General features: G+C 68.2%; 26 protein-coding genes and 2 pseudogenes. 23 read left to right on the plus strand and 5 right to left on the minus strand.

Annotated features, from left to right (window positions below; translation table 11 throughout):
* Window positions 1-58: 58 nt before the first annotated feature.
* From H305_RS0108610 to H305_RS45020, 6 genes and pseudogenes are all read left to right on the plus strand, one after another.
* Window positions 59-535 carry a MarR family winged helix-turn-helix transcriptional regulator gene (locus H305_RS0108610; RefSeq protein WP_028800038.1) on the plus strand — a complete coding sequence of 159 codons (477 nt, stop codon included), beginning with the start codon at window positions 59-61 and terminating at the stop codon, window positions 533-535.
* A 438-nt stretch (window positions 536-973) separates the two neighbouring features.
* Complete coding sequence (locus H305_RS0108620) at window positions 974-1,486, plus strand: hypothetical protein (protein ID WP_028800039.1); 513 nt, start codon at window positions 974-976, stop codon at window positions 1,484-1,486.
* 572 nt (window positions 1,487-2,058) lie between these two features.
* A complete protein-coding gene (locus tag H305_RS45015) occupies window positions 2,059-3,099 on the plus strand; it encodes a TIGR03557 family F420-dependent LLM class oxidoreductase (protein ID WP_051370455.1) in 1,041 nt (346 codons plus the stop codon).
* Between the two features lie 163 nt (window positions 3,100-3,262).
* The gene (locus H305_RS0108630; RefSeq protein ID WP_037763041.1) at window positions 3,263-6,343 is read left to right on the plus strand and encodes an FAD-binding and (Fe-S)-binding domain-containing protein; all 3,081 of its coding nucleotides are present in this window, start codon (window positions 3,263-3,265) and stop codon (window positions 6,341-6,343) included.
* A 64-nt stretch (window positions 6,344-6,407) separates the two neighbouring features.
* A complete protein-coding gene (locus H305_RS0108635) occupies window positions 6,408-8,234 on the plus strand; it encodes a thiamine pyrophosphate-requiring protein (RefSeq protein WP_028800041.1) in 1,827 nt (608 codons plus the stop codon).
* Between the two features lie 32 nt (window positions 8,235-8,266).
* A pseudogene (locus tag H305_RS45020) lies at window positions 8,267-9,402 on the plus strand (enolase C-terminal domain-like protein).
* Here H305_RS45020 and H305_RS0108645 read toward each other — a convergent pair.
* Complete coding sequence (locus tag H305_RS0108645; RefSeq protein WP_028800042.1) at window positions 9,324-9,800, minus strand: SRPBCC family protein; 477 nt, start codon at window positions 9,798-9,800, stop codon at window positions 9,324-9,326. The pseudogene H305_RS45020 and the gene H305_RS0108645 overlap by 79 nt on opposite strands.
* On the opposite strand from H305_RS0108645, the gene H305_RS56320 reads away from it, so the two are divergent.
* The 3 genes from H305_RS56320 to H305_RS0108655 all read left to right on the plus strand — a co-directional run bounded on the left by H305_RS56320 (window position 9,799) and on the right by H305_RS0108655 (window position 11,873).
* Window positions 9,799-10,308, plus strand: coding sequence for a Rieske 2Fe-2S domain-containing protein (locus tag H305_RS56320; protein WP_078628961.1), 510 nt, complete (start codon window positions 9,799-9,801; stop codon window positions 10,306-10,308). The genes H305_RS0108645 and H305_RS56320 overlap by 2 nt on opposite strands.
* 27 nt (window positions 10,309-10,335) lie before the next feature.
* The gene (locus H305_RS0108650; protein WP_234020662.1) at window positions 10,336-11,028 is read left to right on the plus strand and encodes an HAD family hydrolase; all 693 of its coding nucleotides are present in this window, start codon (window positions 10,336-10,338) and stop codon (window positions 11,026-11,028) included.
* Window positions 11,029-11,312: 284 nt separating this feature from the next.
* Complete coding sequence (locus tag H305_RS0108655) at window positions 11,313-11,873, plus strand: hemerythrin domain-containing protein (protein ID WP_028800044.1); 561 nt, start codon at window positions 11,313-11,315, stop codon at window positions 11,871-11,873.
* Between the two features lie 250 nt (window positions 11,874-12,123).
* Here H305_RS0108655 and H305_RS56325 read toward each other — a convergent pair whose 3' ends face one another.
* The gene (locus H305_RS56325) at window positions 12,124-12,672 is read right to left on the minus strand and encodes a DUF2231 domain-containing protein (protein WP_420708035.1); all 549 of its coding nucleotides are present in this window, start codon (window positions 12,670-12,672) and stop codon (window positions 12,124-12,126) included.
* 699 nt (window positions 12,673-13,371) lie between these two features.
* Between H305_RS56325 and H305_RS54570 the strand changes: the two are divergent.
* The 4 genes and pseudogenes from H305_RS54570 to H305_RS53305 form a co-directional block, all read left to right on the plus strand.
* Window positions 13,372-13,635 (plus strand): annotated as a pseudogene (locus tag H305_RS54570) (sigma-70 family RNA polymerase sigma factor); the annotation flags it as partial.
* 393 nt (window positions 13,636-14,028) lie between these two features.
* A complete protein-coding gene (locus tag H305_RS0108660; RefSeq protein ID WP_028800045.1) occupies window positions 14,029-15,069 on the plus strand; it encodes an NAD(P)-dependent alcohol dehydrogenase in 1,041 nt (346 codons plus the stop codon).
* 379 nt (window positions 15,070-15,448) lie between these two features.
* Window positions 15,449-16,126: a GNAT family N-acetyltransferase gene (locus H305_RS0108665; protein ID WP_028800046.1), complete on the plus strand. Its 678-nt coding sequence runs from the start codon at window positions 15,449-15,451 to the stop codon at window positions 16,124-16,126.
* Window positions 16,127-16,303: 177 nt separating this feature from the next.
* Entirely contained in the window at window positions 16,304-16,705 is a 402-nt protein-coding gene (locus H305_RS53305) for a hypothetical protein (RefSeq protein ID WP_158690494.1), read from the plus strand.
* 688 nt (window positions 16,706-17,393) lie between these two features.
* Here H305_RS53305 and H305_RS0108675 read toward each other — a convergent pair.
* Window positions 17,394-17,690 (minus strand): hypothetical protein, encoded by a 297-nt coding sequence (locus H305_RS0108675; RefSeq protein ID WP_158690495.1) that lies wholly within the window; start codon window positions 17,688-17,690, stop codon window positions 17,394-17,396.
* 130 nt (window positions 17,691-17,820) lie between these two features.
* Complete coding sequence (locus H305_RS0108680; RefSeq protein ID WP_028800049.1) at window positions 17,821-18,864, minus strand: YihY/virulence factor BrkB family protein; 1,044 nt, start codon at window positions 18,862-18,864, stop codon at window positions 17,821-17,823.
* Between the two features lie 367 nt (window positions 18,865-19,231).
* Here H305_RS0108680 and H305_RS0108685 point away from each other — a divergent pair, with 367 nt between their 5' ends.
* The 10 genes from H305_RS0108685 (at window position 19,232) to H305_RS54575 (ending at window position 24,751) form a co-directional block, all read left to right on the plus strand.
* A complete protein-coding gene (locus H305_RS0108685; protein ID WP_078628934.1) occupies window positions 19,232-19,615 on the plus strand; it encodes a gas vesicle protein in 384 nt (127 codons plus the stop codon).
* A gap of 113 nt (window positions 19,616-19,728) precedes the next feature.
* Window positions 19,729-20,154, plus strand: coding sequence for a gas vesicle structural protein GvpA (locus tag H305_RS0108690; protein WP_028800051.1), 426 nt, complete (start codon window positions 19,729-19,731; stop codon window positions 20,152-20,154).
* A complete protein-coding gene (locus H305_RS0108695; RefSeq protein ID WP_028800052.1) occupies window positions 20,151-20,894 on the plus strand; it encodes a GvpL/GvpF family gas vesicle protein in 744 nt (247 codons plus the stop codon). The genes H305_RS0108690 and H305_RS0108695 overlap by 4 nt, the downstream gene beginning before the upstream one ends.
* Window positions 20,895-20,901: 7 nt before the next feature.
* The gene (locus H305_RS0108700) at window positions 20,902-21,147 is read left to right on the plus strand and encodes a gas vesicle protein GvpG (protein ID WP_028800053.1); all 246 of its coding nucleotides are present in this window, start codon (window positions 20,902-20,904) and stop codon (window positions 21,145-21,147) included.
* Window positions 21,148-21,200: 53 nt separating this feature from the next.
* Window positions 21,201-21,833: a hypothetical protein gene (locus H305_RS0108705; RefSeq protein WP_028800054.1), complete on the plus strand. Its 633-nt coding sequence runs from the start codon at window positions 21,201-21,203 to the stop codon at window positions 21,831-21,833.
* Entirely contained in the window at window positions 21,826-22,983 is a 1,158-nt protein-coding gene (locus tag H305_RS45025; protein WP_037763046.1) for an SRPBCC family protein, read from the plus strand. Before H305_RS0108705 ends, H305_RS45025 begins: the two co-directional genes overlap by 8 nt.
* Entirely contained in the window at window positions 22,983-23,345 is a 363-nt protein-coding gene (locus H305_RS0108715; RefSeq protein WP_028800055.1) for a gas vesicle protein, read from the plus strand. Before H305_RS45025 ends, H305_RS0108715 begins: the two co-directional genes overlap by 1 nt.
* Entirely contained in the window at window positions 23,338-24,189 is an 852-nt protein-coding gene (locus H305_RS45030; RefSeq protein ID WP_051370456.1) for a GvpL/GvpF family gas vesicle protein, read from the plus strand. Before H305_RS0108715 ends, H305_RS45030 begins: the two co-directional genes overlap by 8 nt.
* Window positions 24,186-24,374, plus strand: coding sequence for a gas vesicle protein (locus H305_RS0108725; protein ID WP_028800056.1), 189 nt, complete (start codon window positions 24,186-24,188; stop codon window positions 24,372-24,374). The genes H305_RS45030 and H305_RS0108725 overlap by 4 nt, the downstream gene beginning before the upstream one ends.
* Before the next feature lie 116 nt (window positions 24,375-24,490).
* On the plus strand, window positions 24,491-24,751 hold the full coding sequence (locus tag H305_RS54575) for a gas vesicle protein GvpK (RefSeq protein ID WP_028800057.1): 261 nt from the start codon (window positions 24,491-24,493) through the stop codon (window positions 24,749-24,751).
* 324 nt (window positions 24,752-25,075) lie between these two features.
* Here H305_RS54575 and H305_RS0108735 read toward each other — a convergent pair whose 3' ends face one another.
* Window positions 25,076-25,822 (minus strand): SAM-dependent methyltransferase, encoded by a 747-nt coding sequence (locus tag H305_RS0108735; RefSeq protein ID WP_028800058.1) that lies wholly within the window; start codon window positions 25,820-25,822, stop codon window positions 25,076-25,078.
* Between the last annotated feature and the right edge of the window lie 301 nt (window positions 25,823-26,123).

Below are 26,123 nucleotides of genomic sequence, written 5' to 3' on the forward strand. Positions count from 1 at the left end.
AACCAAGTTGTCATATGTCCAGCTGGATGACAACTGGATTGTCATTTATCATCGACGCGTGAGTGATGAAGAACGCCCACTGTCGCCCGACGAGGCGGGGCCTCGGCTGATGGAGATCTTCGCCCTGATCGGACCGCTCTACCGGCGTGTTCAACGGAAGATCGAACAGGACGCCGCGGGGCAGGGCCTGTCGGTGGGAGTGCGCGCGGTGCTCGATCTCCTGCGCGAGCACGGGCCGATGACGGTTCCCCAAATGGGCCGAGCGCAGTCGATCAGCCGCCAGTTCGTCCAGCGGATGGTCAACGACGCGGCGGCGAGCGGTCTGGTGGAGGCCGTGCCGAACCCGGCGCATGCTCGGTCCTCTCTGATCCGGCTGACCGGCAGCGGTGGCACGGCGATCGAGGCCGTTGTCGCCCGGGAACACGCGCTGCTGCGAGAGGCGGCGGACGATCTCACCGCTGCCGATGTGGACACCTGCGTCCGAGTGCTCGGCCGGATGCTCACGCTTTTCGACGATGTCGACCTCGACAGCTAGTGCCCGGACCCGCGTCGGCCAGCACGCCTACGTGGAACACCGCGTCTCCCAGTACCCGCCGAGCGCGGATCCGCGCTCGGCCTGCCGGTGTCCGGGCGGGGTGTACCCGGGTTTCGTCAGCGGCCACGCGGTATCGGGCGAACGCCTCAGTACGGGTGCTTCGTCATGGTTCATGGCCACGAGACAGCGGTTCCCGGTCCCGCCGGGCGCATGCGCCGCATGAGGACCGCACGGGCGAATGTCATGGCTCCGCAGTCGTCGGCGCCTCGGGCGAGCAGGAGCTCGAGGACGACGGCGCAGGCTGTGACCCGGATCATTTTCCCTTCCCGGCAGGCGACCTAGGCTGTCGTGCCACGCGTGGGGCAGTGCGGCTCCGCGAAGCCGCTCGCGTGACGGATGGCCGGACACGTCGAGCACGCTCCCGAGGGACCCACCGCCGTGCCCAACGACCTGACACCTGTCATCGCCGCCTCCACCCGATGGCTTCTGAACGCCTACCCTTCCGCCTCGGGTGCGCTCAGCCAGGCGCTGGCCGAGGCCCAGGCCGGACAGGCGGTCACGCTCGCGGCTTCCCTGCTCTACCCCACGAGCATCGATGTAGAGCTGCTGCATCTGCTCGCGCCCAGTGGCTCGCATCGGCTGGACCGGCTCATCGGGTGCATCCCACCCCAGGACGACGAGGCCTGGCGAACCTGGGCCGATGAAACCGTCGTCAGCTGGGCCGCCTGCCTTCTGGCCGACCCTGCCCTGGCCAAACTCGCCCGCGAAGCGCTCAACGAGACCGAACACCACAAAAGCGCCGGCCCGATGCAGCGGTTGACCGATCCCAGCGGCCGGGACAGCGAAGCCGCCGTCCTGCTCCGTCACCCTGATCTGGTCGAAGCCGTTGCCGACCTGCACCGACCTCAGCTCATGAAGCTGCTCACCGTGGACGGTGCCGGACTGCGCTGATGCGCGCGTTCCTCTTCTTGTCGGCTCGGGTGAGGACCGCGGGCTGACGGCCGGCCGTGGCGCGGCGGCACCCGACAGGGATCGTCCGCACGATCCCGTCGAGGAGACGCGTGACCAGGCTGGGCCGAAAGCGGTGCAGTAGCTGTTCGCAGCAACGCCGGCCGGTATCGCGACCGGAGCCGTGCCCATGGGGCCGTCGAACACCGCTGCCCGGACCGTAGCCGGGCGCCACCCTCCCGCGAGCGCGACGAGAAGCACGAAGCGCGCCCCCGAGACCGAAGACGCCCCTTCAGCGGCACAGGCGATGGCTCTGCCTGCCCGACTTTGCGGGACCGCGTGGTCCTCCTGTGGCGTGGCGGCGTCCAGCGGGAGCGGGTACCCAGGAAGAGGCATCGGGCCTGCCCCGCCGTGACGGTCCGGTTGGTCACGGCTCCCGGGGCAGGGACTGCCCTCGTGCGGGACGGACGCGAGCCCGTGCCGTGTCACCCGTTCGGCTCAGCGTCTGGCGGGTACCCGTCGCACCTCCACAGCAGGATCGGACAGCGCGCGACCATGCTCACGAAAGGTCAGGCATGACGACGTACGGCTATTTCCTCTCCTCGGAGGAATTCACTCCCGCAGAACTGCTCTCCCAGGCCCGTGCCGCCGAACAGGCCGGGTTCGAGGCCCTGGCGATCTCGGACCACTTCCACCCGTGGAACGACGAGCAGGGGCAGAGTTCCTTCGTCTGGTCGATGATCGGGGCCCTGTCCCAGGTCTGCTCGCTGCCCATCACGACCCTCGTCACCTGTCCCACCGTGCGCATCCACCCAGCCGTCAACGCCCATGCGGCCGCCACGGCCGCGGTGCTGACCGAGGGGCGCTTCCGATTCGGTCTCGGCACCGGCGAAGCCCTCAACGAGCACATCTTCGGAGACGCCTGGCCCGAGGCATCCCAGCGCATGGAGATGCTCGAGGAGGCCATGCAGGTGATGCGCCGGCTGTTCACCGGCGAGCAGACCACGCATCGCGGCACGCACTACACCGTGCAGAACGCACGGCTTTACACCCTGCCGGCCAAGCCTCCCCCGCTCTACGTTTCCGGGTTCGGCCCGCAGGCCGCGGCATTGGCGGGCCGCATCGGAGACGGCTTCGTGACCATGAGTCCGGACGCGGAGCTGGTGGCCCAGTTCCGCCGCGCGGGGGGCGGGCAGAAGCCCGTTGTCGGCGGCTTGAAGGTCTGCTGGGGCACCGACCGGACGCAGGCCGTCAAGACGGCGTACCGGCTGTGGCCCAATGAGCAGCTGCCCGGAGAGCTTGCGCAGGTTCTGCCGACGCCGGCCCACTTCGAGCAGGCCGCAGGCCTCGTCACGGAGGCCATGGTCGCCGACGCGGTCGTCTGCGGTGACGACAGGGAATCCCACCTGCGTGCGGTGAGGCAGTTCACCGATGCAGGATTCGACGAGGTCTACGTGAACCAGATCGGCCCCGAGCAGGGGGGATTCTTCGACTTCTACCGCACGGACATCCTGCCTCGCCTGAAGGATTCCGCCACCTCACGCCTGAGCGCCGGTGCGGCGAACGGTGACGACCGCGAAGGGCGGCGCCCGCCGCAGGGGACGACGGGGCGGTGATCACGGAGACGGACCGCTGGACGCGGCGGGAACCGGCTGTCGGCGAGTGCCTGAAAACCATCCTTGCGCACCGCGGGGACGGGTACTCGCAAGCGCCGGTGCACGGCAGGCCAAGGATGGGATGCCGAATGCGGTCAACGGTTTCGGAAGGCGGTCACCCCCGATGACTGGTGCGAAGCCCCTCGACATCGACGCGCTGGACGTGACCGGACTGCGGACGGCGCTGCGGAAGACAGTGGACGCCGAAGTCCGGTTCGACGCCGGGAGCAGAGGTGCCTACGCCACGGACGGCTCCAACTATCGCCAGGTGCCGATCGGTGTCGTCGTGCCGCGCTCCGTGGAGGCAGGGGCACAGGTGGTCGAGATGTGCGCGCGTTTCGGGGCGCCGGTGCTCTCCCGCGGCGGCGGCACCGGTCTGGCCGGCCAAACCACCAACAAGGCCGTCGTGATCGACTGGACCAAGTACTGCAACGCTCTGATCTCCGTGGACCCCGACGCCCGCACGTGTCTGGTCGAGCCGGGCATCGTCCTGGACGAACTCAATAGGCGGCTGTCGGATCACCGGCTGCAGTTCGGCCCCAAGCCCTCGACCCACAGCCACTGCGCGCTGGGCGGCATGATCGGCAACAACTCGTGCGGTGCCTCCGCCCAGGTCTATGGCAAGACGGTCGACAACGTGCGTTGGCTGGAGATCCTGACCTACGACGGACTGCGTATGTGGGTGGGACCGACGGGCGAGGCCGAGCGGGCACGGATCGCTGCCGAGGGGGGCCGCAAGGCCGAGCTGTTCGCCGGCCTGGACCACATCGTCACCGAATACCTGGCGGACATCCGCCGCGGATACCCAAAGATCCCGCGCCGAGTGTCGGGGTACAACCTCGATTCCTTGCTGCCCGAGAACGGCTTCGATCTGGCCAAGGCCCTGGTCGGCAGCGAGGGCACCTTGGTCACCGTACTGCGAGCGGAACTGGACCTCGTTCCTGTGCCTCCGTACCAGTCGCTACTGGTCCTCGGCTACGACGACATCTGCGCCGCTGCCGACGATGTGCCGCACCTGCTGGAGCACTGTTCGCCCAGCCAGTTGGAGGCTCTGGACGGGCGCATGGCACAGCTGATGCGCGAGGAGGGCGCATTCCTCGAATCACTCGATGTCCTTCCCGAGGGCGACAGCTGGCTGATGGTGCAGCACAGCGGCGACAGCCAGGAGGATGTCGACGAGCAAGCCCACGCGCTGCTGCGCGCCGTCGGCCGCACGGAGACGGACGCGAACGTGGCCTTCTCGGACGATCCCGAGCGCGAACAAAAGATGCTCAAGGCCCGTGAAGCCGGTCTCGGCGTCACCGCACGACCGCCGGACGACCGGGAGACCTGGGAAGGGTGGGAGGACTCGGCCGTGCCCCCCGAGCGGCTGGGGGAGTACCTGAAGGATCTCAAGAAGCTGTTCGAGGAATTCGGCTACGATCACCCGTCCCTGTACGGGCATTTCGGACAGGGGTGTGTCCACACCCGCATTCCCTTCGGGCTGAAGAGCGCCGAGGGCATCGCCGAATTCCGGCGCTTCGTGGAGCGCGCCGCAGACCTTGTCGCCTCCTACGGCGGCTCCCTGTCCGGCGAGCACGGTGACGGACAGGCGCGGGGTGAACTGCTGGTCCGGATGTTCGGCGAGCGGCTGGTGACTGCCTTCGGTGAGATGAAGAGACTGTTCGATCCGGGCAACCGGATGAATCCCGGCAAAGTCGTCGACCCCAATCCGGTCGACGGACAGCTGCGCCTGGGGGCCACCTGGAGACCGGGCACAACGGAGACCCACTTCGGCTATCCCGAGGACGACCACTCCTTCACCAGGGCGGTGCTGCGCTGCGTCGGTGTCGGCAACTGCCGCAGCCGGACGGGGGGCGTGATGTGCCCCTCCTACCGGGCCACGATGGAGGAAGAGCACTCCACGCGGGGCAGGGCCCGGCTTCTGTTCGAGATGCTTGACGGCCACGCCGACTCGGTGATCAGCGACGGCTGGCGCTCGCCCGAGGTGAGGGACGCCCTCGACCTGTGCCTGGCCTGCAAGGGCTGCAAGTCGGACTGCCCGGTGGGAGTCGACATGGCGACCTACAAGGCCGAGTTCCTCTCCCATCACTACGAGGGTCGGCTGCGGCCCGCCGCGCACTACTCCATGGGCTGGCTGCCGCTGTGGGCCCGTCTCTCCCGCCTCGCACCCACCCTGGTCAACACTCTGCTCCAGGCACCGGGGCTGGGCGGGCTGGGCAAGCGGCTCGCCGGGGTGGCCAGGGACCGGGAGCCCCCGGTGTTCGCACGGCAGTCCTTCCTGCAGTGGTGGCAGTCTCGGGAGATCGTTGCCGAACCCGACCCGGCCGATCCACGGACCGTGGTGCTGTGGCCCGACACCTTCAGCACCTACTTCCATCCCTCCATCGCCATCTCCGCGGCACAGGTCCTGGAGGACGCCGGCTTCAAGGTCGCCGTGCCCACCGAACCCGTGTGCTGCGGCCTGACATGGATCTCCACCGGCCAGCTGGGCGTCGCCGAGAAGGTCCTGCGGCGCACCCTGGACGTGCTGCGGCCCTACCTCGATGCGGGCACCCCCGTCATCGGCCTCGAACCCTCCTGCACCGCGGTGTTCCGAAGCGACGCGGCCGAGTTGATGTCGGCCGATGAGGACGTCAAGCGCCTGGCCGGGCAGGTACGCACCTTCGCCGAGCAGTTGGTGCACCACGCGCCGGACGACTGGCAGCCGCCGCAGCTGTCCCGGCGAGCGATGGTGCAGACCCATTGCCACCAGCACGCCATCATGAAGTTCGACGCCGACCGGGAACTGATGCGTCGCGCCCGCGTCGACGCCGACGTCCTGAATGCGGGTTGCTGCGGCCTCGCCGGCAACTTCGGCTTCGAACGCGGCCACCACGAGGTCTCCATGGCGGTCGCTGAACAGGGCGTCCTGCCCGCCGTGCGCGCCGCGCCCTTGAACAGCCTGGTGCTCGCCGACGGATTCAGCTGCCGCACACAGATCGAACAGGGCGACACCAGCCGCCGGGCCCTGCATCTGGCCGAAGTACTGGCCCTCGGCCTCGAGGGAAACCTGCCCGGCCACCGGCCCGAACGCCTCGCCCAGCGGCCCACCCCGCCGTCCAGCGTCGCCGGATGGGCGGCCACGTCGGGCGCCGCGATCCTCGCCGTGACGGTGGGCGCGGCAGCGGGCCGGGCCGCGCTCAGGTACGTGCGCCGATCGTGATGGTGCCGGAGCGGCGCGTCACCGCCGGCGTCATGTCAAGCGACTTCCAGAAAGGCTTTTGACCATGTCGAAGAAGGTTTCCGACCACGTTCTGGAGCGACTGCGCGACTGGGGTGTCGAGCATGTCTTCGCCTACCCGGGCGACGGAATCAACGGCCTGCTCGCGGCCTGGGGCCGCGCTGATGACAACCCCCGGTTCATCCAGGCCCGCCACGAGGAGATGGCCGCCTTCGAGGCCGTCGGCTACGCCAAGTTCTCCGGCCGGATCGGCGTGTGCGCGGCCACCTCCGGTCCCGGGGCCATCCACCTGCTCAACGGCCTGTACGACGCCAAGCTCGACCACGTGCCGGTCGTCGCGATCGTCGGCCAGACCAACCGCAGCGCGATGGGCGGCTCCTACCAGCAGGAGGTCGACCTGCTGACGCTCTACAAGGACGTCGCCTCGGACTTCTGCGAGATGGTCACGGTCCCCGAACAACTGCCCAACGTGCTGGACCGCGCAATGCGCACGGCCATGGCCAGGCGGTCGGTCACCGCTGTCATCATCCCCGCCGACGTGCAAGAACTCGACTACTCGCCGCCCGAGCACGCCTTCAAGATGGTGCCGTCCAGTCTGGGCATGCCGCACTACGCGCCCGTGCCGTCCGACGAGGATGTCGCCCGTGCCGCCGATGTCCTCAACGCCGGAAGCAAGGTCGCCATCCTGATCGGACAGGGCGCCCGTGGGGCGCGGCAGGAGGTCATGGCGGTCGCCGACCGGCTCGGCGCCGGCGTTGCCAAGGCACTGCTCGGCAAGGACGCTCTCGACGACAACCTGCCCTACGTCACCGGCTCCATCGGTCTGCTCGGCACCCGGCCCTCGTACGAGCTGATGCAGGACTGCGACACCCTCCTCGTCATCGGCTCGTCGTTCCCGTATACGCAGTTCCTGCCGGAGTTCGGTCAGGCCAGGGCCGTACAGATCGACATCGACCCGCATATGGTCGGCCTGCGCTATCCGTTCGAGGTCAACCTCGTCGGCGACGCCCGCGAGGCCCTCGCCCGGCTGCTGCCGCTGCTCGACGCGGGCCGGGACAAGAGCTGGCGCAAGAAGATCGAGAAGGGCACCGCCCGCTGGTGGGAGGTGATGCAGCGCCGCGCCGACGTGGAGGCCGACCCGGTCAACCCCGAGTACGTCGTCCACGCCTTGAACGGCCTGCTGCCCGACGACGTGATCCTGGCCTCGGACTCCGGATCCGCCGCCAACTGGTATGCCCGGCACCTGAAGCTGAGCGGAGCGATGCGCGGCTCGCTGTCCGGAACTCTGGCCACCATGGGTCCCGGTGTGCCGTACGTCATCGGCGCCAAGTTCGCCCACGGCGATCGCCCGGCGATCGCCCTCGTCGGTGACGGAGCGATGCAGATGAACGGCATGGCCGAATTGATCACCGTCGCCAAGTACTACCGTGAATGGGCCGACCCGCGGCTGATCGTGGCCATCCTGAACAACCAGGATCTCAATCAGGTCACCTGGGAGATGCGAGCCATGGAGGGCGCTCCGCAGTTCGTGCCTTCCCAGTCGATTCCCGACGTCGCCTATGCCGACTTCGCCCGTCTGATCGGCCTGGACGGCATGCGGATCGAGAAGCCCGGGGACGTGCAAGGCGCCTGGGAGACCGCCCTGGCCGCGGACAGGCCCTGCGTGCTCGACTTCGTCACGGACCCGGCCGTGCCGCCCATCCCGCCGCACGCCACCCTCGACCAGATCGAAGCCGCTGCCACCTCGATCCTCAAGGGTGACAGCGACCGCTCCGCCATGATCCGTCAGGGATGGAAGGCCAAGGTGCAGGAGTTCCTGCCGGGCGGCGGCCGCCACAAGGCGGACGGGCCGGGCACGGACGACGACAGGTGAGCGACAGCCCGGTCGTGGAGCGGGTGGACACCATGGTGTTCACCGTTCCCACCGACGCGCCGGAGGCAGACGGCACGCTGAGCTGGGACAGCACCACACTCGTTCTGGCCGCCGTGCATTGCGGCCGCGTCACCGGCATCGGGTACACCTATGCGCCTGCCGCCGCGGCAGCGATCATCGAGGACCTGCTCTGCGACATCGTCACCGGGCCGCGGCATTCGATGTTCCGTGCATGAACGAAGCCATGCATCGCGCGGTCCGCGACGCCGGTCTGCCCGGGGTGGCCTCCCAGGCGATCGCCGCCGTGGACATCGCCCTGTGGGACCTCAAGGCACGGCTGCTCGACCTGCCGCTCGTGCAGCTGTTGGGCACCGCCCGTGACAAGGTGCCGGTGTACGGCAGCGGCGGTTTCACCACCTACGACGACGAACAGCTGGAGCGACAGCTGCGCGGCTGGGTGGAAGGTGAGGGCATTCCCCGCGTCAAGATCAAGATCGGTGAGTCGTGGGGTCGCTGCCAGGACCGCGACCTCCGGCGCGTGAGCCAGGCACGCGCCGTCATCGGTGACGACGCCGAGCTGTATGTCGACGCCAACGGCGGCTACGGGACGAAACAGGCCCTGCGCGTCGGCCGGGCCCTCGCGGACGAGGGCGTCACCTGGTTCGAGGAACCCGTCTCCTGCGACCATCTGTCGACCCTCGCCCTGATCCGCGCGCAGTTGGCCCTGGAGATCGCCGCCGGTGAGTACGGCTACACGCTGCCGTACTTCGAGCACATGCTCGCCGCCTGCGCCGTGGACTGCCTGCAGGCCGACGTCACCCGATGCGGCGGCATCACCGCCTGGCTGCGCGCCGCCGCTCTTGCCCAGGCCCGCGGCATCGCGATCTCCGGGCACTGCGCTCCGCATGCTCACGCACACGTCGCGGCCGCGGTGCCCAATCTGCGGCATCGGGAGTGGTTCCACGACCATGTGCGCATCGAGCACGTTCTCTTCGGCGGCCTCTTGGCGCCCGACGGCGGCAGCATCGTGCCGGGCGCCGACGGAGCGCCCGGGCTGGGACTGACTCTCGACACCGGCCTTGACCGTGTTCAGGCAGGCGCGCCGGGGTTCTCGGGCCGGATGCGTCCGCGCCAGCCGCCAGAGGTGTCGCCGTGCTCTTCGATGTAGTCCTTGAAGCGGCGCAGATCGCCCTTGACCCGGCGGTCGATCACGCCGAGCATGTCCGCGCCCTTCTCGGCGACACCTGTGGGCTCGACGTCCATGGTCAGTTCCACCCTGGTGTGCGAGGCGTCCAGGCTCTCGAACCGCACTGACCCCCGTTGCCGGGTATCGCCGCCGATGGAACGCCAGGTGATGCGGTCGTCCGGCAGCTGATCGACGATCTCGGTGTCGAACTCGCGCTGCACGCCGCCGATCTTCGTGGTCCAGTGGTTGTGGCGATCGTCGAGCTGCCTGACCTCCTCGACGCCCTCCATGAAGCTCGGGAAGTCCTCGAACCGGGTCCACTGGTTGTAGGCCGTACGCACGGGGACGCCGACGTCCACTGCTTCCTTGACCGTGCTCATGATTCCTCCCTTGTCCGCTGTCAGGCGCGCCGGTCCAGCGCGTTCCTGGTGCTCCCGGGTACCCGGTGGGCGGCAAGGAGAACCCGCAAAACGGGACGGAAGGTTCCGCTCATGGCGGAGACGGCCGCAAGAGCCCGAGGGGCGCTCCTGGCCGTCGCCGGCAATCGGCTCTCGGGGCCGCTGTCCCAGGTGCCGAGAGGCTTCTGATCAAGGTGGACCCGGGTATCACACGACCCGGTGGGCACTCGGTCGTCATGAACGCCGAAACATCACTCCGGAGCCGGCTCCGAGGTGCACGGCTGTACGCGAAGTCGCAGACCGATCCGATCAGGCACGCCGCCGAGGTCGTGGACGAGCTGGGTATCGGTGCACCCATCTCCGCTGCGTCGTCGCATTCGACGACGCGGAACAGGCGTGGAAGCGCCCGTGTCACGGCTCCCGCTTCGCGCGGGAAGGACGCATCCGCCAGGGCCCCGCTATCCGGCCGGTGGAGCGACGCGACATCTGAGCGCCCCCTAGTATCAAGGAGTTTCCCATGTGCGACGCCGACTACCTGATGCACCCCGGTAGGCAGCGTGCCGCCGTCTTCGACGTGGACGGGACCCTGGTCGACACCAATCATCTCCACGTGGTGACCTGGTGGGAGGCGTTCCGCCAGGCCGGCCACCAAGTGTCGACCCACGCCATCCATCAGGCGGTGGGACTCGGCTCGCACGACCTCGTCGCCCAGCTTATCGGCGACTCCGAGGCCGCGGACGAAGCCGAGGATCTCAGCGCCGCGCATACGGCGTTGTACGGCCAGTACTTCGAGCGGCTCCGCGCCCTGCCCGACGCCGGGCGCCTGCTGCGACGGCTGGCTGACGACGGCTGGAAGGTCGTCCTGGCCACCTCGGCCAGCGGGCACGAACTCTCCGCCTTGCGCCGCGCCATCGATGCGGACGACGCCATCGTGGCCACGACGAGCGCCGACGACGTCTCCGAAGGCAAGCCTCATCCCGAGCCGGTGGAGCAGGCCCTTGAACTGGCCCGCGTTCCTGCCGACCGAGCGGTGTTCGTCGGGGACACCGTGTGGGACATGAAGGCGGGCAGTCGCGCGGGGGTACGGTGCGTGGCCGTGCTCAGCGGCGGCATCTCCCGACAGGCCCTGGAAGCGGCCGGGGCTGACGCCGTCTTCGACGACCCGGCTCACCTCCTCTTGTCGCTGCCGCAGAGCCTGCTGGGGGCGTGAAGTCCTGCACGAAGGCCGTCGCCCGAACAATGGCGTCCACCTGGCCATGCCCGGCACGCAGAACGGCACGAAGCCACCGTGGCTCGACCTGCTCTGCGAGCGGCGCGCGCCCCTTCGTGGCAGGTGCGGTCCAGCCGGACGGCGGCCCTTCGCCGGTCTCGACGTGTATCGCATCCGATCAGGTGGGATCCGTGCGCGCAGCCCTACGGACGTGTCGGCCCGGGGATCACTGTCTGGTGGACGGATGGTCCACCTGGCACACGATCGAGAGGCCGGCGCACACCATGGGACACGGCGGAAATGTGTTTGAGGAACTGATGGCCGACCACAGGGAAGTGGAGGAGATCTTCGGCCGGATCCAGGCGATGGCCGGGCAGGGACAGCAATTGCGCGATCTCATCGACGAGGTCACCATCGAGTTGGTACGCCACTCGGTCGCGGAGGAGCAGTACCTCTATCCCGCGGTACGGGACCACGTCGAGAACGGGGACCGGCTTGCGGACAAGGAACTCGCGGACCACGAGCGGGTGGAGGAACTCCTCAAGCAGTTGGAGCGGATGGACACCGAGGACGCACAGATGCGCGTAGTGCTGCAGCAGCTGATGGACGAGGTGTCAGCTCACGTCGAGGACGAGGAGAACAATCTCTTCCCGCAACTGCGCCAGGTCTGCTCCTCGGAGATGCTCGGAGATCTCGGGGACAAGGTCCGACGGGCGAAGGCGATGGCTCCGACCCGCCCCCACCCCTCGGCTCCCGACACCCCGCCCGCCAACAAGCTTCTGGGCCCCGGAGCGGGCTTGGTCGACCGTGCTCGCGACTTCGTCACCGGCCGCGGCAAATCCTGAGCCGCTATCGGGCGGGCGGAGCAAGGAAGCGAGCACCGCTGTGCGTCGACCCGCCCGGGTACGGCTGACGGCTGGGGGCACCTCCCAGCCGTAGACCCTGGTCGGCATGCATCGGACTCTCGTCGTGGGCACGTCTTGGTGACTAGCCGTATGCCTTGGGGCAGCGGGCGGGTGGTGAGCAGCCACGACGAGCCCTTGTAGCGCCCCGGGACGGCGCGAAAATACGGCCGAATGGGGTCAGGGCAGCGACTCATCCGGCTCGCCGGTACGCAACGTGGCCACCCAGTGCACCACCAGCTGCGACTACCGCCAGTCCGCACATCGACCACAGCCGTCCTTTCGCCGAGTGGCCCCGAAGGCGACCCGCCAACGATGCCGTGTAGAAGGCGATCGCCGCCACATTCGTAGCCGCATGGACCAGTCCGACGCGTGCCTGCTGAGGTGGAAGATCCGCCCAGTCGACCCACCCTGTGACGGCTGCTGGGGCTGCACCTGCCAGACCGACGGCGGTGAGGATGGCAGGCGCACGCCGGTCTGTCGGTGCGACGTCCAGGATGGCCGCCGACAGCCAGCACCCGATCGGTACATCCACCAGGACCGGATGAAGGGGATGGCCCAACGGACCGCCCCGGAGCAGGTCGCGCGCTTCGCCCAGTGGAAGCGCGCGGATCCCTCGCTGGAGAACCCGAATCGCCGGATCTGCCAGCTCCGACCGTTCGATTCGGTCCAGGGCCCTCAGCCACCATCCGGAAGCGTTGGCGAGGCCAGTTGGCAGAGCGTCGGGGGTGTATGAGTTCATGAACAAGGCGTACCCGCCGTCAGCCCGTCATCTCGCCGTTGCGGCGACTTCGTCCGAACAGGTCTGTCCACGGGTGGCAAGTGGCGGCCCGCGTTCCGAGGCCTCGAAAAGCACGGTTCGGTCGTGCGCCGCGTCCGGCCTGCCCATGATCGGGAAGCCCAGCCTCGTCGAAGCCCTCCCCGGGCGGATCCCGCGCGCGGCGTGCGCCAGTTGCTCAAGGGCTGTGTCCGGGAACCGTTCCTCACGTCGTGGATGCCGAGCCGACGGAAGAGCAGGCGCGTGAGGCGAGTTCTGGTGTGGCGTTTGCGGGCGGGGGCCAGGGGAACCCGGCGGCTTGTGCCTCGGACCGGAGGCGCGCGCTCAGCCGGGGCCCTGGCGGCTGCGACTTCCCCGCAGCCGGCCGGGCGGACCCTCGCTCGGCGGACCTCCTGGCCACCTGGTTCGGCCGACGTTCAACCCGTCGCATCGAGCTGGAGACCACTTCGAGGAGCGAATTCGCATGGCTTCCGACACGATGGCAGGCCGCGCCTACACCCCGGCCCATGTCCAGGCCAGTGCGCCTGACGGGGCCCCGTCCGCCTCGAAGCGGCGACCCTGTACGCCTACCCCAGCCGGTGCCGCCGCGCTTTTCGCGCGCCTGACGGGCCTGGCGAAGGGGCCGGAGCGCGACGCCGTGCGAGACGAGCTGGTGGCCCTCTCAGCCTCGCCGACCTCCTCGGCTCGACCGACCCCGCCTACCAGACGGTCATCGACCGCGAGGCGGCCAAGGCGGAGCTGAGCCAGCTCCCGGAGCGCGAGCGGACCATTCTCTATCTGCGCTTCTTCGAGGACATGACGCAGCGCCGCATAGCTGAGAAGGCCGGCCTTTCTCAGATGCACGTGTCCCGGCTGATCGCCAGTAGCTGCACTCGAGTGCGCGACGAGTTGCTGAAGCAGTCCGCAGACGACAGCCAACATGCGTGACCGCCGGACCTCTCACAGGTGGGGCCGCACGCCCGCTCCAAACTCACCTTGATCGACTGGACAGGTCCTGGCGGACGTCGCGGACCGTGCCGGCAGTGGTTCAGCCCCTCGACCGTTGAGACCGAGGTGAGGTCCGGCCGTGCGTGAAGACGCACCTGCGGGGGAGTGGGGAGCGGGGGTGCCGGCTCGGCGAGCGTTTTCCGACCGATGTGGCGAGAATGACGAATGGTGTCAATCAAGCCCATGGCTGACTGAAGGCCGGGTGACCATCAGGCGGTGACGCGCCCAGCGCCGCGGATCTCCTGTTTGCAGCCCGGCTCGCCGTGCAGTCGGCAGAATCCCCCACCGGCCGGCCGGACGGTCGGCCCCCCTCCACGCGCGAAGGCTCCCGGTATGACCACCGTCACCGCATACGCTGCACCCGTAGGCAAGGCTCCCCTGGAGCCCACCACCATCGAGCGCCGCCCGCTCGGCGAATCCGACGTCCTGATCGACATCGCATTCTGCGGCATCTGCCACTCGGACATCCATCAGGTCCGTGAGGGCTGGGGCGACGGCATCTTCCCCATGGTCCCCGGCCACGAGATAACCGGTGTGGTGACAGAGGCCGGCTCCAAGGTGACCCGGTTCGCCGTGGGCGACCGGGTCGGCGTGGGATGCATGGTCGACTCCTGCCGCAGATGCGTGAACTGCAAGGCGGGACTGGAGCAGTACTGCCTCGAGCAGCCGACCTGGACCTACAACGCGATCGGCAAGGACGGACAGCCGACGTACGGTGGCTACTCCCAGAAGATCGTGGTCGACGAGAACTACGTCCTGCGCATCCCCGACGGCCTGCCTCTGGACGTGGCCGCCCCGCTGCTGTGTGCAGGCATCACCACCTACTCGCCGCTGAAGTTCTGGAACGCCGGCCCCGGCAAGAGGGTCGCTGTCGTGGGGTTCGGCGGGCTCGGTCACATGGGAGTCAAGATCGCGCATGCCCTCGGCGCGGAGGTGACCGTGCTGTCGCAGTCCCTTCGCAAGAAGGACGACGGCCTGCGCCTGGGCGCCGACCACTACTACGCGACCGCGGACGCGAAGACGTTCACCGACCTCGCCGGCTCGTTCGACGTCATCGTCAACACGGTCTCGGTGCCGCTCGACTACGCGGCCTTCCTCTCGCTCCTGCGGACGGGCGGAGCCCTGGTGAACGTCGGCATCCCCGAAGAAGAGGTGCAGGTCTCTCTCGCCTCGGTCTTCGGCAACCGCCGCAGCCTGACCAGCTCGAACATCGGCGGAATCCGCGAGACCCAGGAGATGCTCGACTTCTGCGCGGATCACCAACTGGGCGCCGAGATCGAGCTGATCGAGGCCGGCCAGATCAACGAGGCCTACGAGCGGGTCGCCAACAGCGACGTCCGGTACCGGTTCGTGATCGACGCCGCGACCCTGTGACCGTCACATGAGTGCGCAGCGCGGTGCCCTGGCCCGAGCTGCGCAATGCTCGTCTTGTCGCTGTCGCTGTCGCTGTCGCTGTCGCTGTCGCTGTCGCTGTCGCTGCCGCCGCCGTCAAGCGTCTGTTGCCGACCAGGCCCCAACGGCAGCCCAGCGCAAGGGAGTTACGCCCGGTTCGAGAGACCAGGGGTGAGGGAGCCGACGGCGCCCCTCCGTCCATTGCAGTGGAGGGGACGTCCGCCTCGACCACTGCCCGCTGTGGCAGCACCTCTTCCTCCGGAAGGGACGCAGACAGCCGTGCGCTGAACACAGAAGCGCAGAACTAGACTCCCGCACAAGCAAACCGGCCGACCTGGCCGCGGGCCTTCGGGAAGGGCGCATGGTCTGGTCATCGAAGCGGCGCGGGCGGGCGATGCCCAAGCTCCCTCGGCCCGGTGTGTGCAGGCGCCGACGGCACACTCTGCACACCGACCACCTGATGTTCTACACCCCGCAGACCATGCTGGATCGCGCCGCTTCCTGGGCCGTGTGCTCGGACCCCGAGGCGCAGCGGTGGCTCGGCTGGGGTCCCGATCAGGTCATGGCCGACGACCACGTCCGTGAGGCGCTGACCGAGCTGCGTCCTGCGGATGCCGACACGTGCTTCCCGTCGCTGCTCCCGCGCCGCCTGTTGACCGAACCGTTCGAGCCTCCCGCTGACCAGACACAGCGGCTCATAGGTGTGCGCCTGGACGACGGCAGATACGCGGCGACCCTACAGCTCTCCACCGGCACCGGAGAGATCGGCGGAGCACTCGCACCGCATGCCCGCGGCCTGGGCCTCGGAGCCGAGCTGTTCCGGGCGGCTGCACTGTTCGCTCACACCCACATGGGGCTGCGGAGCGTCCAGGCGGGTCACGAAGCGACGAACGTGGCATCCGCGCGAGCCCTGGTGAGCGCCGGATTCGTGACGGACGACGGTCCGCGTCGCTTCACCCTGCCGGACGGCCGTGAGATAGACGCTCGCTGGCTGCGGCACACGGCCGTGGACGGGGCCTCCAACTGCCACGAGGGGTAGTCACGGCTCTGACGCGGGTCCAAGGCGCGGCCTCGCCGGCGCCTTCGCCTGCGGCGTGCGATGACGGAAGCACTGCGCCGAAGGGTTGGGAGGGTTCATCGGTGCCGGCGTCCGCACTTTGTTCGAGGATTCTCCACAGACCCGTTTCGGTCGTGAGTCTCCGGCTACAAGGGGTTCATGACTGAACAAGCCAGGAACGACGAGACGACGAAAAAGACCACCGGCCCCAAGAGGGCGGCCCGTGCCGCAGGCAACACCGCTCGCCGCGGTGCGGCAAGCGCGGCTGCGGCCGCAGAGGACGCCAAGTCGACTGCCGCCGAGACGAGCGAAGAGGTGACCGGGCGTGTTGTCGCCCTCAGCACGAAGGCCAAGGCAGGCGGGGCCTTCTTGTCCTCCGTGCCGGGGAAGTCGGTCCAGGCGGCCACAACCGCCTGGACACTCGTGAAGAACCGGAAGGCGGTGGCGGCCTGTGCGGGAGGCGGGGCCATAGCCGCGTTGCTGGGGGCCTTCAGCCTCGGCAGGGCGGGCGCACGCCGCGGCCAGGGGCCACTCACCCGTGCCACAGGCGGTCGGTTCTGAGCCACCCAGCCTCCCTCGGCCACGTCGCTCCACCGGTGGGTCTGGGTGAACGACGTGCGCAGGACGGCTTGCCACAGCCGGTCAGTTCAGGACGGCGTGGTGGCCACCACAGGTGATACGGCGTATCCGAAGAGCAAGGGCCGGACAGCACCCCCACACCCAGGGGTGAGGTGGCCGGCTTTCACCAGCCACACCAGTCGGTCCCGCTGGGCTCGACCGCTCCTGTCGATCGAATGGGTACCGCCGGCCCGCGAAGCAGCCGGCCCGAGCCGAGGCACCGAACGCGGCGACCACCGGTCTCGTGGACACGAAACGCGCTGGGGTTGCCCACTGCGGTCAGCTCGTATCCGGTACCGCCGGTATGGCCTCGCCGCCCACCCTCGAAGGGAATGTGGCATCAGGGACAGTCAGCGTTCCGAACTTCGGCAATCACACGCGGCGTTGGAGCGCGCCGAGCGACCACCCAGCCGACTCCGAGCCTCGGACGTCCCGCTGCGAGGGCAGGGGGGAGAGGATGCACCCGCCTGCTTCCAGTGAACCCCATGACCGCCGCACCCCCGGCCATGCCGCGGGTGCGGCGGTCTGTTTGTTGGGATTGCTGCCGAACTGGCCATGCCGGAAAGGGATCGGGGACGACGGCGAGAGCCTGGAGCGGTCTGCGTGATGCTGCAAGCCATCGCGGCTGTGCTCAGGCCCTCGTGTGGCGCGCGGTTGCGGCGGAGTGCCGCTCCACCGGGCGGCACCGAGCTGCAGCGTGCAGAGAGGGCGCGGGTTCGCGCAGGTACAGGGATGTCGTGATCAAGAGGCCGGTGAAGACGATCAGCAGGAGCAGGGACACCCACATCTGCCTGGTTCCGGGGTGCAGCCAACCCGTCCAGGCGGCGGTAATCGCCCACAAAAGAGATCCTGCCGCGTAGAAGCCGTGCATACGGCGCAGACCCTGCCGTGCCACCGAACGCCCGGAGGACTCAGTCATCGCTGTCATGCGGGGCCGCGTACCCCTGACAGCCCGGTTATCACGGTCGAGCAAGTCTTCGGCCGGGCTGCACTGCGGGAGGAGGCCGCGTGGAGTCAGCCGACTGCGCGCCCCGACGGACCGGTGTCCGGGCAGGACGTCAGGTCGCTTGCTGCTCGTCCCGCTCGTCCCACGCCTGTGTGTCCCTGGGTTCGATGAAGGGTTCGGCCTCCGCCGGCAGCCCGCCGGCCATGGCGCGCTGCCGAGCGATCTCCGCGTCGAACTCCAGGCCCAGGAGGATGGCCAGATTGCTCAACCACAGCCAGACGAGGAATACGATCACCCCGGCCATGGCCCCGTACGTCTTGTTGTACGAGGAGAAGCCCGAGACGTAGAAGCTGAAGCCTGCCGAGGCCACGACCCAGATGAGCAGCGCGAGAAAGCCGCCCGGAGTCACCCAGAGCCATCCCTTGACCTTGACGTTCGGCGCAGCCCAGAACAGCAGGGCGATCATCGCGACGAGCAAGATGGCCAGTACGGGCCATTTGGCCACGGACCAGACCGCGAGCGCGCTGTCACCGAGGCCGAAGATGCTTCCGGCGCGCCTGGCGAGGCTCCCGCTGAAGACCACGATGAGTGCGCTGAGCATCACCAGCACCATGAGTGCGAGCGTGAGACCCAGACGCAGCGGAAGGATCTTCCACAGCGGTCGGCCCTCGGGAACGTCGTAGACCTGGTTGGCGCTTCTGACGAAGGCCCCGACGTATCCCGACGCCGACCAGATCGCCAGAACCAGACCGATCACCGCCATGATCGAGCCCGTGCCGGCATGTCCCTGCAACTGGGTGACCGCTTTGGTGAGGATGTCGCGGGCCGGCCCCGGCGCGAGCGTCTCCAGGTTGTCCAGCACCTTTCGGGTGGCACTCTCTCCCACCACTCCCAGCAGTGACACCAGCACCAGCAGGGCAGGGAAGAGAGAAAGCACACCGTAGTAGGTCAGAGCTGCCGCACGATCCACCAGCTCGTCTTCCTGGAACTCACGAAAGCTCCGCTTGAATACCGCACCCCAAGCCTGCCTGGAAAGCTCGGTCGGGGACTCCGGCGCGGACCGCTCGATCGCGTCGGAGGGGCCGAACGCATCCGGCTCGTCGGCCTTGCCTTCACGTGCCACTTCCGACCTGTCCATGCTGTCTCGATTGGCCATGCCTCACGCATGTCCCTGATGCGCGCGTACACGCCTTGCTTGCTTCGAGTGCGTCGTGCCCGAGCGCGAGCCCCGTGCCGGCGCGATGTCAAGCCGTCGACCGCAGCAGCGGACCTCGCGGCGGGCTACGGAGATCAACAGACCCGAGCAGGCCGCCCTCGCAAGAAGAGGCGTACCCCCGGATGCCGTAACTCGCCAGGAGTTGGGCACTCGGAGCCGTGGCCGAGGCGCGGGACGGCGGAACGAACTGCATTCGTCTCAAGGATCGGTCACCGGACAGGGAGCACAGCAGCCCGCGACGCTCCGAGAATCAGCAAGTCCCAAGGTTTGGCCAGAGATTCACGGGCACACGGGGTGGGAGGTTGCTATGACGAACTCATCCAATACATCACGCACAGGGTCCGACAAGACATCTCAACCCACCGCCAAGAAGAGCAGTGGTCCAGGCGAACCCGCCGAGACCGAAACTCCGCGGCGCAGCAGGAAGCTGCGTCCCGCGGAGGCTCTTCGAGAAGCGCGCGAGCAGTTGGCGGAACTCACCGGCAAGCCGGTCGACGCGGTGTCCACGTTCAGCGTCACCGACGACGGCTGGCGCCTTGAGGTGGAGGTCCTGGAACTGTCCAGAGTCCCCGACACGATGAGCTTGCTCGCAAGCTACGAGGTGACGCTCGACGAGCAGGGCATGCTCACCGGCTACCACCGACTCAGGCGCTATGAGCGCGGACGGTCCGACGACCGCCGCTCGCGCTGACCGCCGGCGAACGGATCGTCCGCCACGGTCTCGCGCCCGCCACCGTGCCGACTGACAGTCCCGCTTCCTGAAAGGCACCACACAGACACCCACACAACGAGGAGGAACTCCCTATGACTGTCGCCACAACACACCAGGGCGGCGGAGGCGGAGGCACCAGCGGCCTCTACGACGTGCTCGAACTGGTTCTCGACCGAGGACTTGTGATCGACGCCTTCGTCCGGGTGTCGCTGGTCGGGATCGAAATCCTGAAGATCGACGTGCGTGTCGTCGTCGCCAGCGTGGACACGTACCTGCGTTTCGCCGAGGCCTGCAACCGACTGGACCTGGAATCGGGCGCCAACAAGAGCCCCGGACTCCCGGAGATCGTGGGCGACACCATGGAGTCCGGCGCGCGGGGCAAGACCAAGGGGGCTCTCTCCGGAGCCGCGCAGACCATCTCCGACGCGTTCAGCCAGGCCCGTGAAGAGGGCGAGAGCCAGCCCAAGCCGCGCCAGCGCCGCACCACGTCCAGCCGCCGGAAGGAGGAGCAGGAGTGAGTACGTACGTCTACGGCATCGCAGACGCCGATCACCCGAGCCTGCCCGAGGGAATGGAAGGCATCGGAAGCCCCGCGCTGACCGTGCGCACTGTCAAGGGCGGCGGCCTCGCAGCACTCGTGAGCGACGCCCCCGACAACCTCCGCCCCAAGCGCCGGGACCTGCTCGCGCACCAGAACGTCCTCTCGGAGGCCGGCGGCGGAGGCACCGTCCTGCCCATGCGCTTCGGCAGCGTCGCCAACGACGACGACGCGGTGGCGGCCGCACTCGAGGAACGTGCCAAGCACTACCAGGAACGCCTCGAGGCCCTGCGTGACCGGGTGGAGTACAACGTCAAGGTCCAGCACGACGAAGAGGCCGTGCTCCACGCCGTCATGGCCGGGAATCCAGACGTGCGCGCCCTGGCACAGAGCAACCGCGACGCCGGCGGTGGCAGCCACGAGGACAAACTGCGCCTGGGCGAGGTCGTCGCCAAGGCCGTGCAGGCCCGTGAAGTCCAGGACGCCGAGGCGGTGCATGCCGCACTCGAACCGCATGCGGACGCCGTCAGTGCGGCCCCCGACAGCACCGGCTGGATCACCAACCTCAGCTTCCTCGTGGACCGTGCCAGTTCCGAGCACCTGCTGACGGCGATCGAACAACTCCAGCAGGCCCACCCCCACCTCGTCTTCCGGCTCAACGGCCCGCTTCCGCCCTACAGCTTTGTGGAACCGGGACCGGCCGCACCGGCAGCGGGATGAGGCCCGCATGGGGCTGCTGAGCGAAGTTCTCCTCCTCCCGTTGGCACCGGTGCGCGGCACCATGTGGGTCCTAGACCAGGTGGTGGACGAAGCGGAGCGCCAGTACTACGACCCTGCCGCCGTACAGGCTCAACTTGCCCAACTGGAAGAGCGGTTGGAGGAAGGTGAGATCGACGAGGAGACATTCGACCGCCTGGAGGACGACCTCCTCGACCGGCTCGAAGTGAGCCGGTCGAGACAGACAGGCGCGTGACGCCAGACCGACAACAGGCGCGTGCAGCGATACGTGCAGGAACGGAACACACCATGAACCGAGCAGCACTCGGGCTCGCAGTAGGAGCCGGATACATCCTCGGACGCACCAAGAAGATGAAGTTGGCGTTCGCTGTCGGCACCATGGTCGCCGGCAAGAAGCTCCAGCTGAGCCCCAAGGCCGTTGTAGGCCTGGTCCGCAATCAGCTGGACAACAATCCGCAGTTCAAGGAGATAGGCGGACAGCTCCGCGAGGACTTCCGCGGTGTCGGCAAGGCTGCCACCGGGGCGATCCTCGAGCGGCAGATGGAAGGCCTGGCCAACAAGCTGCACCACAGCACGGCCGATGTGCGCGACCGTATCGAGGGCGTGGCGCCCGAGGCGGGCGAGGTCGAGGACGCGGCCGACAAGGCCACCGGTGGCCTGAGCGGGAAAGTCACGGGACGCTCCTCTCGCGACGAGGACAGCCAGGAAGACAACGACGACCAGGAAGTCGACGAAGAACGGCCGGCTCCCCGCAAACGGGCCCCGGCCAAGAAGACCGCTCAGTCGGGGCAGCGCAAGACACCGCCTCGCAAGCGGACCCAGGGCACCGCCAAGAAGACGTCCTCGACAGCCAAGAAGACCGCCGGAGCCGCCCGCCGGGCCCCGCGCAGCCAGGCGAAGGGAGAGCGGGACAATGGCTGAGCTTCCCAGGACGAACCCGCTCACGGACCTGGCCAAGAGTCAGGCCGCCGACCGGCTCAAGGCCGAAGCACGGGAGTACCTGGCCGCGCAGGCCACCCGACTCCTGACGGGCGTCGGCCACAAGCTGGGCCGGACGACGACCAAGCTCAACGACATCGCCGAAGGCAACAGCCCCGGCTTCACGAAGCTGGCTCTGCAGAGCGGCCGCAAAATGGCCGACGGCAAGGGCCCCGTGCGCACCGCCGTCGAAGTGGGCGCCGGACACCTCAAGGACAATGTCGTCAGCGGCGTCAAGGGCCTGTTCGGCAAGGGCGGCAAGGGTAAATCGAAGTCGGGCAGCGGCAAGAAGCCGACCGTGATCCTCGAGAGCATCGATGTCGGCGTCGACCTTCGTACCGCCTACGACCAGTGGACCCAGTACCAGGAGTTCTCCAATTTCGCCCGCGGCGTCAAGAACGCCAACCGGGCCGACGACGTGACCTCCGACTGGCAGATGAAGGTCTTCTGGTCCAACCGCAGCTGGAAGGCACACACCACCGAGCAGGTGCCCGATCAGCGCATCTGCTGGACCTCTGAAGGAGCCAAGGGCACCACCAAGGGGGTCGTCACCTTCCACGAACTGGCAGACAACCTCACCCGCGTCCTCCTGATCATCGAGTACTACCCCAAGGGCCTGTTCGAGAAGACCGGCAACATCTGGCGAGCACAGGGCCGCCGTGCCCGCCTCGACCTGAAGCACTTCGCCCGCTTCATCTCCATCAAGGGCGAGGCCACCGACGGCTGGCGGGGCGAGATCCGCGACGGCGAGGTGGTGCACAGCCATGACGACGCCGTGGCCGAAGAGGAGGAGCAGCAGGCCCGCGACTCCTCCGACGACTCCCACGAGAGCGAAGCCGACGAAGAAGCCGAGGGTGAAGCGGCCGATGAGGCAGAGGACTTCGACGAGGACGCCGAGTACACCGACGAAGAGCCCGAGGACTACGACGAGGACGCGGCGCCCGAGGACGAGTACGCCGATGAGGACGAGGCGGCCTACGAGGACGAGGACGCCGAGTATGCCGAGGACGAGCCCGAGGACGAGTACGTCGATGAGGAGGCCGACGCCGACGAGCGCAAGCAGCGCGAACCCGCCGAGGCCAGGAGCCGTTGATGAGCACCGCAAGCAGCTTTCCCGAGTCCCCCCTCGGCGGGGGGAACTCGGGGGCCAATCTCGCCGACATCCTCGAACGGGTCCTGGACAAGGGCATCGTGATCGCGGGTGACATCCGTATCAACCTGCTCGACATCGAACTGCTCACCATCAAACTCCGGCTGATCGTCGCCTCGATCGACAAGGCGAAGGAGATGGGCATCGACTGGTGGGAGCACGACCCGGCGCTCTCCTCGGGCGCCCGCCGCAGGGAACTCGTACGCGAGAACACCGAGTTGAGGCAACGGCTCGCTGTGCTGGAGGGCGAAAGTGTGCCCGAGGCATTGGATACTCCCCGCGAGAAGGAGCCGCGTGATGACTGATCCGCGTTATGTCTACGCGGTGTGCAGCCCACTCGACACGCCGCTCGTGGCGCAACCGGCCGGTGTCGCGGGGGTTGCGCCCCGTCCGATCCACCACGCCGGCCTGACGGCCATCGTGAGCGACGTACCGGCCGGTCAGTTCTCCGAGAGCGCACTGCGGCAGAGCCTTGAAGACCTCGACTGGCTGGCTGAGACCGCCCGCGCCCATCAGACGGTGATCGCAGCGCTCACCACGGTCACCAGCCCCCTGCCGCTGCGCCTGGCCACCGTGTTCCGTGACGACAGCGGCGTCTGCACCATGCTGGAGGAGGAGGGGACACGCCTGCGAGCCTCCCTCGAGCGGATCCGGGATCGTGTCGAGTGGGGTGTGAAGGTCTACGTCGACGACCCGCCGATCGAAACCGGCGGCGCAGGCACCCATGGCGGGGCGGCACTCCCCGGCGAGCGCAGCCGCGTCGCCGCCGAAGCGCTCGCCGCCGGGGCAGGCCGTGACTACTTGCGTCGCCGCCGAGCCGAACGAGCGGGCCGCGACGACATGTGGCGACGCGCAGAGACCTTCGCCCAGCGTCTGCACGACCAGCTGGGGCAGCATGCCCAGGAGACACGGCTCCACCCCCCGCAGAATCCCCAGCTGGCCAGGACCAGCGGACGCAACGTTCTCAACGCCGCCTATCTGGTGGACGGTTCAAAGTCGGAGTCCTTCATGAAGTCCGTAGAGGCCGGCAAGGACGATCGACCCGGGCTGCGCGTGGAGCTGACCGGACCGTGGGCCGCGTACTCCTTCTCCACCCCGCCGGAGGAACGCGTGCACGAGACACAGCCGGTGACCGGTGAGGCCCGATGAGCGTCATCGAGAGGCGAGAGATAGCCCTTGTCGACCTGCTGGACCGACTGCTCGCAGGCGGGGTCGTCCTCGCGGGTGACATCACTCTGCGGATCGCCGACGTGGACCTGGTCCGAATCGACCTGAACGCCCTGATCAGCTCGGTCAACGAGAACGTCCCCTCCCCGTGGGAGACCCTGCTGTGAGCACCCTCGACGCCGCGGACCACTCCCGTGCGGACATCGAGCACACCGGCCGCCACATCTGTCCTGACTGTGGGGCAGGGACCCCCGACCCCGCAGCGCAGAGGCGGAGCGGCCAGATCCAGATCGACCCGGACTCCGTGGAACGCGACCTGATGAAGCTCGTCCTCACCATCGTCGAGCTCCTGCGCCAACTGATGGAACGGCAGGCGCTGCGGCGTTTCGACGTGGGCGACCTGACAGAGGAGCAGGAAGACCGCGTGGGCCTCACCTTGATGCTGCTCGAAGACCGCATGGCCGAACTGCGCGAGCGCTACGACCTCGGCCCCGAGGACCTCAATATCGACCTCGGCCCCCTGGGACCCCTCCTGCCGCGCTGACCAGAGCCGGCAGGCGACAGCGCGGAGGCTCCCGCATGGGCCACCTCCGCGCTGCCTGCTGTTCGTCATTGCCTGCCGGTGTCCTTCACCGACTCCTTGCCCTCGCGCGCCGAACCGAGGGTAGGTGCGCGCCGCGCTGAGCAGGGGACTTGGTAGGCAGGCCGAGTTCAGCGGCGTCCCATGGGGTTGGCTCGGCTCAGGCTTCTCTGGTTCAGCCACGTGCATGACCAACTTCTTCAACCCGGTTCAACCGCACGATCCGTGAGGCTGACGGGAAGGTCGGGTCCGGGAGCACGCTCCCCGGACCCGACCTGTACGTGAACGTCAGCCGGCCATGAGTGCGAAGACTCCCCAACCGAGGTACTCGCGCTCGTACCTGGCGTAGCGGGCCGGCTCTCGGGAGAGCTCGGCTCTCAACTCGGCGGCCAACTCGTCGCCGGGATGCTGGTCGAGCCAGCGTCGGATGTTCAGCCACTGCGCAGCCCGGTACCGATCCCAGCTGCCCTGATCCGCGAGCACCATTTCGACGACGTCATAACCCAGTTCACCGAACTGTTCGATCAGTTCAGGAAGTGGGCGGAAGTCGTTCTTGGTGCCGGCGTGGCATGCTTCGACGGTGTCCTGGTCCGGCGGCTCCCTGCGCCAGTACGGCTCGCCGATCAGCAACATGCCACCGGAGCGGAGGCTGCGACGCAACAGCTCGATCGTGCCGATCAGTCCGTCGCCGATCCAGGTGGCGCCGATGCACGCGGCGAGGTCGACAGGCGCGTCCGCGACGTAGTCGGACGCGTCGCCGTGGACGAAGTCCACCTGACCCGCGACTCCGAGTTCTGCCGCCCGGGCGCGGGCCCTGGCGGTGAACTCGGTGCTGATGTCCACTCCGGTCCCGACGACACCGTGGGCGCGGGCCCAGGTGCACAGCATCTCGCCCGAACCACTGGCGAGGTCGAGCACACGCGTCTCGGGGGCCAAGCACAGAGCCTGCCCCAGAGCAGCCAGCTTTTCGCTGGTGAACGGGTTGTGGATGCGGTGACTGCGCTCGCGGATGGTGAAGCTACGTGGAAGATCCACTCGATGGGGTCCTTACGTTCGATGAGGTCATGACGTGCGCGAGGGACGGCCTGTCGAAGCCGGCCGTCGTTGCCTGGACCGTCATCAAATGCACCTCATCCGGCTAGGGGGACCTACGAGCCTCGGTGAGGCTAGGACGCACGAGTACCTGTGTCCATCGCTTTTCGCCGGTACATGACTCGCCGTGTTCGCGCTTGCCCTTCAGACCCCCGATGCCCACCGTGCTTCCTCCAGGGTGGTCGCTTGCCCGGCCAGGACCCGGGGACGGGCCGCAGGAATCACCCGGATCGTGTGAGGCCGA

It is taken from the genome of Streptomyces sp. 142MFCol3.1, from assembly GCF_000424945.1.
Classification (GTDB): Bacteria; Actinomycetota; Actinomycetes; order Streptomycetales; family Streptomycetaceae; genus Streptomyces; species Streptomyces siamensis.